Genomic DNA, 13179 nt, shown 5'->3' on the forward strand with positions numbered 1-13179 from the left:
ACGGCCGCTGCGCCCACACCCGTCGAAAGGCCATGCCATGCCCGCCATCATCACGCACGACTTCTTCGGCCGCGGCCTCGCCGAGGACGCCCGCGACCTGCTCGGCCTGCGCTCGACGGCCGAGCGCGACGCCTTCCTCCTGGGCAACCAGGGGCCCGACCCCCTCTTCTACCTGGTCGTGGACCCGCTGATGCACAAGTGGTCGCCGCTCGGGGACGCCATGCACGACGGCAGCCCCGCCGAGCTGCTGCTGGCCATGCGCGAGGCCGCTGCGCGTCTCGAGGGGCACGAGCGCCAGGTGGCGCGCGCCTACGTGGCCGGGTTTGCCTGCCACTGGCTGCTCGACTCGACGATGCACCCCTTCGTCTACTTCTGGCAGAGCGGCCTCACCACGGCCGGCGTCCCGGGCCTGGACGAGGAGGCCGCCTCCAAGGTCCACGCGGAGGTCGAGCGCGACCTCGACGAGATGGTGCTCTACACGTTCACCGGCAAGACCGTCCGGCAGTGGCGCCCGCACGAGCGCGTGCTGATCGCCTCGCGCGCCACGCTCGCCGCGATCGACAAGCTCTACTTCTACGTGGCGCTCTGGGTGTTCGGGCGCCCCATCGACCCGCGGACCTTCTCCACGGCGGTCCACGAGTTCCGCCTGGTCCAGCGCGTCTTCGACTCCCCGTCGGGCAGGAAGCGGGCGGCCCTGGGCACGGTGGAGCGCCTCGTGACGCGCTCGCCCTTCTCGCTGGTCAACGCGATGTCACACCGTGCGCGGGCCGAGGAGACCTCGGTCTTTGACAACCGCGACCACCGCCCGTGGGAAAACCCCTTCACCGGCGCGGTCGACACCATGGGCTTCTGGGACCTCTTCGAGGGCGCCCGCTCCCGCGCACTGCCCGCCCTGGACGAGCTGCTGCTCTCCGAGGAGTTCGACCTTGCCGCCGCGCGCGAGCTCACGCACGACCTCAACTTCGAGGGCAGGCCGACGGAGCCCGGCGAGAAGGTTGCGTGGTAGCTCCCGGCGGCGCTCCCGGCAAAGGGGACGCGACGCCCGGCGAGAAGGACGCCGAGAAGGAGGCCTCGCCCGGCGAGAAGGACGCCGGGAAGGACGCCGCACCCGGCGAGAAGGACGCGTCGCCCGAGCCCGTCTCCCGGCCGCGGGTCCGCGCTCGCCGCGTCCCGCCCGCGCCCGCGGCGAGCTCTGAGGCCACGCGCCACGTCATGCAGGCCAACCGCAGCAAGGACACCTCGCCCGAGCTCACGGTCCGCGCCGCCCTGCGCGCGGCCGGCCTCACGGGCTACCGCCTGCACTGGAAGAAGGCGCCTGGCAAACCCGACGTCTGCTTTCCCGGCAGACGGCTCGCGATCTTCGTCCACGGGTGCTTCTGGCACCGCTGCCCGCACTGCTCGCCGAGCCGCCCGAAGACCCACTCGGCGTTCTGGCAGGCCAAGTTCGCCCGCAACCGCGAGCGCGACGCGCGCGACTGCGCCGAGCTCGTGGGGATGGGCTGGACCGTCGTGGTGGTCTGGGAGTGCCAGCTGCGCCGGCAGCGCATCGAGCGGACGGTCGCGCGGCTCGTGGAGGTCGTGCGCGCGGCGGGGGAGGCCCCGCTGACCCCGCACGTGATCGAGATCGGCTCGGCGCCCGCGTGGCGGCTGCGCGCCGCCCGCGCCCGCCTGCGGGCCCGTCGCAGGTAGCAGACGGTCTGCTGCGCCCGGTGAGCGGCGCTCCGACCCCGCCTCCGACCGCTCGCCAGAGCGTGCTCGTCCCTGCTGGGGCCGGGGTGCTAGGCTGAAGGCGTCCAGATACGGCGCCGCGTCGTGAGGGAGGGTCCCGACATGTCCACCTACGTCTTCTCAGACGTGCACGGCCACCGGGCCACCCTCGAGCGCGTCCTCGACCGCCTGTCCCCCACCTCAGACGATCGCTTCTTCTGCCTGGGGGACATGATCGACCGCGGGCCCGACCCGGTGGGCGTGCTGCGCGTGGTGCGGGCGCTCCCGGGCGCCACCGTCCTGATGGGCAACCACGAGGACCTCATGGTCTCGTGCCTCTCCTCGCCCGACGACATGATCGCGGCCATGAACTGGGCCATCAACGGCGGGGCGGCGACCTCGGGCGGCCTGGCGGAGCTGGGCCCCGACGAGGCCAACGAGCTCGTGGACTGGGTGCGCGGCCTTCCGCGCTGGGCCCAGACGGTGGTGGGGGAGCGTCGCTACCTGCTCGTCCACGCCGGCGTGCGGCTCACCGCGCCCGTGCCCGCCGCCTGGGACGACGAGACCGCCGCCGCCTACCTCTCCGCCCAGGACCAGGAGGACCTCTCCTGGATCCGCGAGGACTTCTGGGGCGCCCCGGCGGGACTTTCCAGCGAGGACGGCTCCGGGCCCGTCGTGGTGGCCGGTCACACGCCGACGCCCTACCTCGAGCGCATGGCGGACAGCCTCGACCGCCCCGCCATCGGCGAGGACGGCCTCGCCCGCATGGTGCGCGTGGGGCCCGACCGCTGGGACGTGGACTGCTGCGCGGCTGGCGGCGCGGGTCTGGGGCAGGTGCTCGTGCTGCGCCTGGACGACGGCGAGGAGTTCTACGAACCGGTCCGCGAGGGGGAGTAGCCTGCCTCGCAGGTCCTTCTCGCCGCGGTGACGCCTTGGGGCCGAGGTGCCCCTGCCCTGCCGACATGCGGGCGGCACGCGGCCCCTTGTGCGACAATGGGCTCGCCAGAAACGAAGTTCAGACGCAGGCAAGGTGGCAATCCATGACCCTCTCACTCACCGTCCGCGCGGCAGACCTGCTGCACGGCGCCCTCGACAGCGTTGCCGAGAAGGACGGCTGGGTCCGTCCGGTGCGCTTCACGCCGGCGCAGCTGCGCGCCCTCGGCAGCGTGCGCGCCTGGCACCCGGGCGTGTTCAAGCAGATGGCGGCCTGCACGGCCGGCGTGACGCTGGAGTTTGACACCGACGCCACGCGCGTGGAGCTCGAGGTGCGCATGGACGAGTTCCCGCGCCCCACCCGCGGCGTCCTTGACGACGTCGCCGGCCACGACCACGCGCCCGCGGCCCCCTTCGACGGCGTCTCCGCGGACGTGGACGGCCGCCACCTCCCCCTCATGGTCCCGGGCCCGGACGGCCTCCTGGAGCTCGTCCTGGACGACCCGGCCGCTGCCCCCGAGCCCGGCCTGCAGCGCCTGCCGCTCGCGGGGATGGGCGAGCCGCACCGCGTGCGCGTGTGGCTGCCGTGCCTGACCACCTGCGCGGTGCGCGACGTGCGCGCCGACGGCACCTACCTCACGCCGGTGCCCGCGCGCGAGCGGCTCGTGGTGCTGGGCGACTCGATCGCCCAGGGCTTCGTGGCGTGCGACCCCGCGCGGACCTGGCCGGCGCTGCTTGCCGACCACCTGGGCCTCGACCTGCTCAACCAGGGCGTGGGCGCGCAGGTCTTCCAGCCCGGCTCCCTTGCGGGGCTCGCGCAGGCGGCGGGCGAGGTCGCGGCGGTGGTCGTGGAGTTCGGCGAGAACTACCGCTTCGAGCCGTGCCAGGCGTCGCGTGTGGAGCGCGAGGTCCGCACCTACCTCTACGAGGTGGCCGAGGCCTTCCCCGAGGCGCCCACCTGGGTCCTCACGAGCCCCTGCCGGCTCGAGGAGCTCTATCCCACGCACCCGAGGAGCTGCGCTGGGGACGTCGACGCGATGATCGCCTCCGCGGCCGCCGCGCACCCGCAGATGCGCGTCGTGGACGCCCGCGCGCTGCTCGACGAGGGGCGCCTGCCGGAGCTCCTTGCCGACGGCTCCGACCACCCGGACCCGGAGGGCCAGCGCATGATGGCCGAGCGGCTCGGCTTTGTGGCGGACGTCACGCGCGACGCCCCGGAGGTGCGCCGCGAGCGCGCGCTCGGGCTTGTCGAGGCGGCCGGGAAGGACGCCTTCCCGCTAGCCGAGTGCCTGCGCCGCGGCCTCGGCGAGGTGCTCCTTGCCGAGAAGAGCGCGGTGCTGGTGGCGCTCTCGGACGGCGCGCGGATGGTCTGGGGGACGAGCCGGCGCCTGGTGCGGCGCGCGCTCACCTGCTTTGGGCCGGGCGGCTCCGTGGCCCTCGTCTGCGGGGAGCGCTCTCTCGCGCGCGAGGTGGGGCGCGCCACGGGCGGCAGGCCCAAGGCCTGCCACGTGGCCGTGTGGGGAGAGGGGGCGGAGGTGAGCGCGCCGCGGGGCTCCGCGCGCGACCTGCGCACGCTCACGCCCGCCTACGAGGGGGCCATCCGCACCAACTACTCGCACGCGGAGTACCTGGCGCCCGGCCAGCTGGAGGCGGCGCTCGTCGAGGGAGCGTTTCTCGGCGGCTTTGAGCAGGGGCGGCTCGTGGGCTTTGTCGGCGAGAACCCCGAGGGCGCGCTCGGTGCGCTCGAGGTGCTCGAGGACCACCGGCGCGCGGGGTGGGGGGCCGCGCTCGTCGCGGCGCAGGTCGCCCGCGAGCTCGGGCGTGGCTGGCGGCCGTGGGCCGAGGTCTGGCCGGACAACAAGGCGTCGCTTGCGCTCCTGCGCTCGACGGGCTTCGAGGTGCGACCGGCCGAACGCTTCTGGGTCGTGGCGTAGGGGAGGCGGGTTTCCGCCGGGTGCCTCCCGCGCCCCGTCCGAGGGTACGTACACCCCTCCGCGCATCCGCCTGAGGGTACGTACACCCCTCGGCGCATCCGCCTGAGGGTACGTACACTATTGCAGCGTTGACGTTCTTCTCGCCACCTCAACTACCTGCGGAAACGTCGGGCAGCCCGGCGAGAAGAACGCTGGGGGGGTGTACGTACCCTGCCGGGGGCCGCGGCCGGGGTGTACGTACCCTGCCGGGGGCCGCGGCCGGGGTGTACGTACCCTCCGTGCGCGCCGGCCGTCCGTCGGTCCCGCCGCCCTCCACGAGCCCATGCACATCGCGCGTACTTCTCGCCGGAGAATCAGACTAACTTCATTGAAGGTTCACAATCGGGCCTCCCAAAGTGACCTCCTTTTGCGCAATCTGCTGGTAACACGTACAATTCCACCGCACAACGAACAGAAGCGGCCGCTCGCCGATGCGTAGGCGGCTTCAAGAGACTTTTGAGAACGGGAGCTAGAGCATGGGCAACCTGCGTGGGCGCGTCCTCGAGGAGGAGTTCTGCAACATCGCGGTGGAGCTGGGGGGCGACGCCGAGGGCAAGGCCCGCGGGGACGCGTACCTCTCCGCCGCGCACCCGGTGGCCAACCGCGACGGCTCGTCGACCTGGGCCCTCACGCCCAAGGTGTTCGGCACCGCCGAGGTTGAGATCTTGAAGGACGCCGCCGAGACGATGGGCCGCATCGTTGAGAAGGTGACCGAGCGCTACCTGAAGGACGCCGACCTGCGCGCCCTCTTCGGCCTCCCGGCCGACCAGGAGGAGCTCGCCCTCATGCCGACCGGCTACGAGCAGCTCATCCCGTTTGCCCGCTTCGACGTGCTCTTTGACCAGCAGACCGGCGACTTCACCTTTGCGGGCGTCGCCACCACCACGGCCGGCATGACCGCCGCCGTGGACGTGACGCGTGCCGTGCAGCTCACCGAGGCCTACCGTCGCTTCGCCGAGCGCCACCACGGCATCGAGACCTTCGACATCACCGGCGAGGTCGTCCGCGACCTGCGCGAGACCTACGCCTCCTGGGCCAACGCCGACGCCGGCACCCACCACCCCGAGCGCCCGGTCGTGGGCATCGTGGACTTCCCGGAGTCGAGCAACGCCGGCGAGTTCGCCGACCTCATCGAGCGCCTCTCCGACGAGGGCGTCTTCGCGCGCTTCGTCAACATCCGCGACCTGCGCATCGAGGAGGCCGGCGGCGTGCGTCGCCTCGTGGACGGCGTGGGCCCGATCACCTGCGTCTACCGCCGTGCCCCGCTCGCCGAGATGCTCGACAAGCGCTGCGAGGGCTCCGACGCCCTCATCGAGGCGGCCCGCCGCGGCCTGGCCTGCATCATCGGCGGCTTCCGCGCCTGGCCGGTGGCGACCAACGCCATCTTCTCTGTGCTCCACTCCGAGGCCATGGAGTCCATCCTCGACCCGCAGGAGCTCGCCTTCGTGCGTGCCCACGTCCCCGAGGCCCACGTCCTCGAGCACGGCGCGGACGTGACCCGCTACCTCGCCGAGCAGAACGACTGGCTCGTGCGCCCGGCCGGCGGCTACCGCGTCTCCGAGGCCGTGGCCGGCGTTGACCGCATGGACCGCGACGAGTGGTGGCGCGTGCTGCTGGCCTGCAGCGAGGAGCACGGCGTGGTCGAGCGCTGCCTGCCCGCCTACCGCTCCGAGGTGGTCGTGGGCGGCGCCGAGGCCAAGGGCGCCAACCCCGCCGAGCCCGTCGAGGTCAACAACCTGCTGGGCCTCTTCCTGTGCCGCGGCAAGTTCAGCGGCATCTACGCGCGCTGCGGCTACGAGAGCGTCATGGGCAGCTGGGGCCACCGTCTGGACATGGGCTGCCTCGTCGTGAGCGACTAGGCGGGCGAGGGGCGCATGGCCGAGGGCGAGAGGGTCAACGCGCTGGCGCCGGGGCTCACCGGGCGCCTCTCCGAGCGCGCGGCGGGCCTGGTGGCCGAGCGGGCGTGCTCGGGCAGGCTCGCGCCGTTTGCCTGCCACGACGCCGCGGCCATCCGTCGCGACCCGTGCGACCGCGACCGTGACACCACGCTGCGCCCGGCCTTCGTGCGCGACGCCGAGAAGATCGTCCACCTGCCGGCCTACAACCGCCTGGCGGGCAAGACGCAGGTCTTCTCCTTCCGTGCCAACGACGACCTCTCCCGGCGCGGGCTGCACGTGCAGCTCGTGGCGCGGGTGGCGCGCGACATCGGGCGCGCCCTCGGTCTCAACCTGGACCTCATCGAGGCCATAGCGCTCGGCCACGACCTCGGCCACACGCCCTTCGGCCACGCCGGCGAGCGCTTCTTAAACGACGTCTTCCACGAGCGTACGGGCCGCTGGTTCTTCCACAACGTGCAGAGCGCCCGCGTGCTCGACACGCTCTCCGGCCGCAACGTCAGCCTGCAGACCCTTGACGGCGCGCTCTGCCACAACGGCGAGTTCGAGCAGCAGGTCTTCGAGACGAGCGGCCTGGCCGAGTTCGGCACCTTCGAGCGCGTGGTCGCCTCCTGCTGGGAGCAGGGCAACGCCGCGATCTCCCACCTGCGCCCGATGACGCTCGAGGGCTGCGTGGTGCGCGTCTCCGACATCATCGCCTACGTGGGCAAGGACCGTCAGGACGCCATCTGCGCCGGGCTCTGCACCGAGGACTCCTTCGACGACGGCCTCGGCGGCGCCTACAACGCCTGGGCGCTCTCCGCCTTCACGGCCGATGTGGTGGAGGCGAGCGTGGGGCGCGACCGCATCGAGATGAGCGAGGAGGGCTTTGCCGAGCTCAGGCGCGCCAAGCGCGAGAACTACGAGAAGATCTACGGCGCCGGCGAGGTCAACGGCGACTTCTCCGCCGACGTGCGCGAGCTCTTCTCGGCGCTCTACGAGCACGAGCTGGCGGCGCTGGCCGCAGGCGACGAGTCCGCGGCGATCTTCGCCCACCACGTGCGCCCGCTGGAGCGGCGGCTCGCCTTCTATGGGCGGGGCTACGACTGGGAGAGCGACCCGGACCAGACCGTGGTGGACTTCATCTCCTCGATGACCGACGACTACTTCGTGGCCACCTGCGAGGCCGCCTTCCCGGGCGCGGCGCGGCTGTTCCCGCGGCGCGGCTACTTCCCGGAGGGCGTGCGGGCGTAAGGCTGGGATCGGCGGGAGGTTCTTCTCGCCGGGCGGTGAGCTGTGCCGGCCGGCTGGCTTGCTGGTTGGGTACCGTTTCCGGTCGGAATCCGGCGGCAGACCGTCCGATAACGGTGCGGCCCTCCGGTCGCGCACCGTCTCCGGACGAAATCGGGTCCCAGACCGTCCGAAAACAGTGCGGCCCGCCTGTGCCTGGCGAGAAGAACCCCGTGGCAGAAGCTCGACGGGTCCCGCGCCCGGCGAGAAGAACCTCCCGCCGCAGCGCACGCGCGATAGCGTACAATCGTTCCCATGGATACCTTGTTCACGCGCGTCGAGACCGCGCGCAGAAACCAGAACGCCCCGCTCGCGGTGCGCATGCGGCCCACCACGCTGGAGGGCTTCGTCGGCCAGGCCAAGGCCGTGGGCCCCGGCTCCTGGCTCAGGCGCGCGATCGAGCACGACACGCTCTCGTCGGTCATCCTCTACGGGCCGGCCGGCACCGGCAAGACCACGCTCGCGCGCATCATCGCCAACACCACGCACGCCGAGTTCGTCGAGGTCTCCGCCGTCACGGGCACCGTCAAGGACCTCCGCCGGGAGATCGACGCCGCAGAGAGCCGCCTCATCTCCTTCGGGCGTCGGACGATCCTCTTTGTGGACGAGATCCACCGATTTAACCGCAGCCAGCAGGACGCCCTGCTGCACGCGGTGGAGGACCGCACGGTGGTGCTCGTGGGCGCCACCACGGAGAACCCCTACTTCGAGGTCAATTCCGCGCTCATCTCCCGCAGCCGCGTGGTGGAGCTCCAGCCCCTGGACGACGACTCGATCCGCGAGCTCATCACGCGCGCCGTCGCCTCGCCGGAGGGGCTGGCCGGCGCCTTCGAGCTCACGCCCAAGGCGGCCGACGAGATCGTGACCCTGGCGGGCGGCGACGGTCGCGCGGCGCTCACCTCCCTTGAGCTCGCGAGCCAGATGGTCGACCCCGACCCGGACGCGCCCGAGGGCGCCCCGGCGAAGATCCTCCCGGAGCACGTCATAGAGGCCAACCCGCGTCGCGGCCTCACCTACGACAAGGCCGGGGACATGCACTACGACGTGATCTCCGCCTTCATCAAGTCCATGCGCGGCTCAGACCCCGACGCCGTGCTCTACTGGCTCGCCCGCATGCTCGACTCCGGCGAGGACCCCAAGTTCATCGCCCGCCGCATTATGATCTGCGCCTCCGAGGACGTGGGCAACGCCGACCCTCAGGCCCTGCTCGTGGCGCACGCGGCCTTCTATGCCACCGAGGTCATCGGCATGCCGGAGTGCCGCATCAACCTGGCCCAGGCCGCCACCTACGTGGCGCTGGCGCCCAAGTCGAACGCCGCCGAGGCCGGTATCGACGCGGCCCTGGAGGAGGTGCGCCGCGGCCCGCGCCGCGAGGTGCCGAGCTACCTGCGCGACCGCCACCGCCCCGGCTCGGACGAGTACGGCCCCTACCTCTACCCGCACAACTACCCGGGCGGCTGGGTAGAGCAGCGCTACCTGCCCGAGGGCCTCGAGCGCGGCTGCTTCTACCACCCGAGCCCGCGCGGCTGGGAGGCCTGGCGCCAGGAGGCCATCGGCCGCGACGTCGCCGACGCCCTCGGTGCCGCGGCGGGGCGGGGGAGCGCCGCCGGGGGAGGGCGCCCGTCAGGCGAGAAGGGCCGCGCGGTTGGCGAGAAGGGCCGCGGAACAGGCGAGAAGGACCCGGCGGCCGGAAAGACGGTCCCGGCCTCCCCGAAGGATCCGGCGTCTGCCCCGGAGAACCCCGCGGCGGCCGGGCCCACGAACGGAAACGACCCCGCCCCGGTTGGGTAGAATGGGGGTTCAGGGACAGGCGCCCGCCGCGGCGGGCCGCTCTGAGGAGGGACCATGGATTACCTGCAAATCGCTCTGATCGTGCTTGTCGTCGCGGGCGTCTGGGCCGTCGTGGAGGTCGCGCTCACCATGCGCGCCGCCCGCCGCGACGTCGAGCGCCTCACCTCCTCGGCCACCGAGGTCATCGAGCAGGCGCAGCCCGTCGTGGCCAAGCTCGACGGCATGGTCGACGAGCTCGAGCCCGCCGTCAAGCAGGTCGCGCCGCTGCTCGAGAAGACCGAGAGCGCCGTCGACGCGGCCAACGTCTCGCTCGAGCGCCTGAACGGCATCCTCGAGGACGTCTCCTCGGTCTCCGGCACCGCCTCCACGGTCACCGGCGCCGTGAATCGCGTGGCGGAGAGCGCCGCATCGGGCGTCGCGAGCGTTGTCTCACGCCTGCGCGGCCAGGCGGGCGCCGAGCACGCGGCCCGTCTCGACGCCTCGTCCGAGCGCGCCATCGAGGAGCGCGCCGCGGCCGCCGCTGCCGACGAGGCCCACGCGCCCGCGCCCGAGCGCGAGGAGCCTCAGGCGCCGACGCGCTACGTTGACTACGGGGAGGTCGCCGCCGCGGCAGCCTCCGAGGACGCCGAGTAGGAGAGACGATGGACACCAAGAACGTGCAGCTGACCACCCCCGCCGAGGCCTCCTTCGCCCGCAGCGTCCGCATGACGGCGGCCTCTCTCGCCGTCTGCTGCGACATGAGCGTCGAGGACGTCGAGGACGTGCGCATGATTGCGGAGGAGGGCTTCGTCTACACCTGCGCGACCGACCCCTCCGAGGTCAGCGTGACCTTCTCGCTCTCCGAGGGCGCCATGTCGATGGACTTTGCGCTCGGCGCCTCCGAGCCCCAGGGGGAGTCCATCGAGCTCACCCACGTTCTTCTCGCCGCGGTGTGCGACGAGTTCTCCGTCCTCGACGACGGCACCCTGCGCCTGGTCAAGCGAGCGGACGGCGCCCATGACGAGTAGGGAAGACATCGACGTCGCCGAGCGTGCCTCCGAGCGGACCGTCCGCAGGCCCCGGAGCGGCAGGGCGGCCTGGGACAAGGAGCGCACGCGCGAGCTCTTCCGCCTCTACAAGGAGAAGGGCGACGCCCAGGCGCGCGAGCAGCTCATCGTGAGCCACCTCAACCTCGTGCGCTTCCTTGCCTCCAAGTTCAAGAACCGCGGCGAGTCGCTCGACGACCTCGTCCAGGTGGGCACGATCGGCCTCATCAAGGCCATCGACCGCTTCGACCCGGACCGCGGGCTGGAGTTCACCACCTACGCCACGCCCACCATCATGGGCGAGATCAAGCGCCACTTCCGCGACAAGGGCTGGTCGGTGCGCGTGCCGCGCCGCCTCCAGGAGCTCTCCTCCAAGGTCACGCAGGCCGCCGACGATCTCACCACGCAGCTCCAGCGCAGCCCCTCCGTCGAGGAGATCGCCGAGCGCCTGGGCGTCTCGGTCGACGAGGTTCTCGAGGCCATGGAGTCCTCGAGCGCCTACAGCTCGGTGCCGCTCGAGGGCGGCGGCTCGGGGGACGACGAGGAGGCCCCCTCGGTGATCGACCATTACGCCACCGAGGACGCCGACCTCGCCGCCTCTGACGACCGCATGATCTTGGAGGACGCCATCGAGGACTTCTCCCCGCGCGAGCAGGACGTGATCCGCATGCGCTTCGTCGACGGCCTCACGCAGGTGGAGATCGCCGAGCGCCTCGGCGTCTCGCAGGTGCAGGTGTCCCGCCTGCTCCGCCGCACCCTGCGCCGCATCCAGGACAAGATCGACCCCGAGGGGCTCATGCACTCGTGACGGGAGGCCCCGGGGGCCGGGCGCGCTGCCTGAGCTGAGCCTGAGCGCCCGCGCCCGGGGCTGCGCCTGGGAGCCCGCACCCGAAGCCAAACCTGGGCGCTCGCACCCGAGCCCCGTTCCAGGACAAGGACCTGGCGGCAGGCCCGCCCCCGCACCGCCCCCGCACCCGAACCGCCCGCGCACCGTTAAAGGAGAGGCACATGGCGGACAGGCAGAGACAGCACGCTTTTGAGAAGTGGCGCCTGCGCGCGACGGTCGCGTGGGCCCTCGTGGGCGCCATCGTGCTCTTCGTGCTGGCCGTGCGCGGCCTGGGCATCGTGGGGCAGGCCGTGGAGCTGCTGCTCGTGGGCGTGATCGTGGGGTTCGTCTGCAGCCCCGTCACCAACTGGCTTGAGGACCGGCACGTGCCCCGCAGCCTGGCGGCGCTTCTCGCCCTCCTCCTGGTGGTGGCCGCCATCGTGGTGGTTCTCGCGCTCTTCGTGGGGCCGTTCCTGCGCGAGCTCACGGTGCTCCTGCGCAACGTCCCCGGCTACGTGACGCAGCTGCAGGACGCCCTCGCCACCTTCTGGGACACCTTCGGCTCCTCGGGCAGCTCGAACGTGCAGAACACCGTCAACGCGCTGGTGGGCGTGCTCACCGACGCGGGCACCTCGATCGCCTCCGACCTCGCGCGCCAGCTCTCCACCGGGCTCGTGGCCAACATCGCCGGGCTGGCGGGTCACCTCGTGACCTTCTTCCTCGGCCTCATCCTGGCCTACTGGTTCGCGCTCGACTACCCCAAGATCATGCGCGAGCTTGCCGTCATCGCCGGCCCCGACCACGACGAGGACATGGTCCTCACCTTCGCGGTGCTCTCGCGCTCGATGGGCGGCTACATGCGCGGCACGCTCATCACCTCGCTCGCCAACGGCGTCATGGTGGCGGCGGGGCTGGCCCTGCTCGGCCACCCCTACGCGGGCCTGCTCGGCATCTTCACGTTCGTGATGCACTTCATCCCGGTGGTCGGCCCCTTCCTCTCGTCGGTCTCCTCGGTCCTTCTCGGCCTCTTCACGAGCCTGCCCGTGGCGTTCTGGACGCTCGTGATCACCGTGGTGGCCCAAAACGTCACCGACAACGTCCTCTCGCCGATCGTCATGCGCTCGGCGGTGAAGATCCACCCGGCACTCTCGCTTCTGGGCATCATCATCGGCGGCTGCCTCGGCGGGGCCGTGGGGATGCTCTTTGCCGTGCCGCTCACGGCCGCCATCAAGGGCTTCTTCGTCTACTACTTCGAGACGCACACGGGCCGCCAGCTCGTCTCCCGCGAGGGCGCCTTCTTCGGCTCCACCCCGTTCGCGGACCCCGACGGCCGTCCGCAACCCACCTTCGACGCCCTCGACGACGACGCCTTCATCGAGCGCTCCCGGCTCCTCGCCGGCCTCGCCCGCCTCCACGGCGAGAAGGACCCTGGTGCTGGCGGCCCCGGTACCGGCTCAGGCGAGAAGGACCGTGGCGCGTGCGGCCCCGACGCCGGCTCAGGCGAGAAGGACCCGCGGCCCGACGCCCCTGCCGCCGAAGGGTCCGATGACCGCACTGCAGGTTCTTCTCGCCCCGCAGACTCCTCTAGCCCGGAGGTGTAGCGTAGGGGCCAGACGACGCCCTTCTCGCCGAACGCGTCGCTGGGCTGCCACGGCCTTGGGATGCGGGAGCCAGGCGACGTTTCTAGGGCTGAGGCTGTCGCGTGGCTCCTACGAAGCCGTGGCGCGCGTTGCCGGGCGTATCGTGTCGCGTTAGAAATC

Annotated in this window: 11 protein-coding genes; all 11 read left to right on the plus strand. The window is 72.0% G+C overall.

The features are described 5' to 3' along the window. The first annotated feature begins 37 nt into the window (after positions 1-37). The 11 genes from H9X80_RS07095 (at position 38) to H9X80_RS07145 (ending at position 13020) form a co-directional block, all read left to right on the plus strand. A complete protein-coding gene (locus tag H9X80_RS07095) occupies positions 38-1006 on the plus strand; it encodes a hypothetical protein (RefSeq protein ID WP_204793651.1) in 969 nt (322 codons plus the stop codon). Further along, on the plus strand, positions 1000-1689 hold the full coding sequence (locus H9X80_RS07100) for a very short patch repair endonuclease (RefSeq protein ID WP_342590889.1): 690 nt from the start codon (positions 1000-1002) through the stop codon (positions 1687-1689). The genes H9X80_RS07095 and H9X80_RS07100 overlap by 7 nt, the downstream gene beginning before the upstream one ends. 141 nt (positions 1690-1830) lie before the next feature. Further along, positions 1831-2604, plus strand: coding sequence for a metallophosphoesterase family protein (locus tag H9X80_RS07105; RefSeq protein WP_204793652.1), 774 nt, complete (start codon positions 1831-1833; stop codon positions 2602-2604). Between the two features lie 143 nt (positions 2605-2747). Next, positions 2748-4574, plus strand: a complete 1827-nt coding sequence (locus tag H9X80_RS07110; RefSeq protein WP_204793653.1) for a GNAT family N-acetyltransferase — start codon at positions 2748-2750, stop codon at positions 4572-4574. A 515-nt stretch (positions 4575-5089) separates the two neighbouring features. Next, positions 5090-6472 carry a hypothetical protein gene (locus tag H9X80_RS07115; RefSeq protein ID WP_204793654.1) on the plus strand — a complete coding sequence of 461 codons (1383 nt, stop codon included), beginning with the start codon at positions 5090-5092 and terminating at the stop codon, positions 6470-6472. 15 nt (positions 6473-6487) lie between these two features. Further along, on the plus strand, positions 6488-7741 hold the full coding sequence (locus tag H9X80_RS07120; protein ID WP_204793655.1) for a deoxyguanosinetriphosphate triphosphohydrolase family protein: 1254 nt from the start codon (positions 6488-6490) through the stop codon (positions 7739-7741). A gap of 291 nt (positions 7742-8032) precedes the next feature. Next, positions 8033-9568, plus strand: a complete 1536-nt coding sequence (locus H9X80_RS07125) for a replication-associated recombination protein A (protein ID WP_239471778.1) — start codon at positions 8033-8035, stop codon at positions 9566-9568. Between the two features lie 54 nt (positions 9569-9622). Beyond that, positions 9623-10201, plus strand: a complete 579-nt coding sequence (locus H9X80_RS07130; protein ID WP_204793656.1) for a hypothetical protein — start codon at positions 9623-9625, stop codon at positions 10199-10201. A gap of 8 nt (positions 10202-10209) precedes the next feature. Next, positions 10210-10575 (plus strand): ATP-binding protein, encoded by a 366-nt coding sequence (locus H9X80_RS07135; RefSeq protein WP_204793657.1) that lies wholly within the window; start codon positions 10210-10212, stop codon positions 10573-10575. Beyond that, positions 10565-11401, plus strand: a complete 837-nt coding sequence (locus H9X80_RS07140; RefSeq protein ID WP_204793658.1) for a SigB/SigF/SigG family RNA polymerase sigma factor — start codon at positions 10565-10567, stop codon at positions 11399-11401. Before H9X80_RS07135 ends, H9X80_RS07140 begins: the two co-directional genes overlap by 11 nt. A gap of 200 nt (positions 11402-11601) precedes the next feature. Continuing rightward, positions 11602-13020, plus strand: coding sequence for an AI-2E family transporter (locus H9X80_RS07145; protein WP_204793659.1), 1419 nt, complete (start codon positions 11602-11604; stop codon positions 13018-13020). Positions 13021-13179: the final 159 nt, after the last annotated feature.

This window comes from Olsenella profusa (assembly GCF_016900315.1).
In the GTDB taxonomy this organism is placed as follows: domain Bacteria; phylum Actinomycetota; class Coriobacteriia; order Coriobacteriales; family Atopobiaceae; genus Thermophilibacter; species Thermophilibacter profusus_A.

Coding starts and splice junctions, on each gene's coding strand:
- H9X80_RS07095 (WP_204793651.1), top strand. CDS start 38: ATGCCCGCCATCATCACGCACGACTTCTTCGGCCGCGGCCTCGCCGAG.
- H9X80_RS07105 (WP_204793652.1), top strand. CDS start 1,831: ATGTCCACCTACGTCTTCTCAGACGTGCACGGCCACCGGGCCACCCTC.
- H9X80_RS07110 (WP_204793653.1), top strand. CDS start 2,748: ATGACCCTCTCACTCACCGTCCGCGCGGCAGACCTGCTGCACGGCGCC.
- H9X80_RS07115 (WP_204793654.1), top strand. CDS start 5,090: ATGGGCAACCTGCGTGGGCGCGTCCTCGAGGAGGAGTTCTGCAACATC.
- H9X80_RS07120 (WP_204793655.1), top strand. CDS start 6,488: ATGGCCGAGGGCGAGAGGGTCAACGCGCTGGCGCCGGGGCTCACCGGG.
- H9X80_RS07125 (WP_239471778.1), top strand. CDS start 8,033: ATGGATACCTTGTTCACGCGCGTCGAGACCGCGCGCAGAAACCAGAAC.
- H9X80_RS07130 (WP_204793656.1), top strand. CDS start 9,623: ATGGATTACCTGCAAATCGCTCTGATCGTGCTTGTCGTCGCGGGCGTC.
- H9X80_RS07135 (WP_204793657.1), top strand. CDS start 10,210: ATGGACACCAAGAACGTGCAGCTGACCACCCCCGCCGAGGCCTCCTTC.
- H9X80_RS07140 (WP_204793658.1), top strand. CDS start 10,565: ATGACGAGTAGGGAAGACATCGACGTCGCCGAGCGTGCCTCCGAGCGG.
- H9X80_RS07145 (WP_204793659.1), top strand. CDS start 11,602: ATGGCGGACAGGCAGAGACAGCACGCTTTTGAGAAGTGGCGCCTGCGC.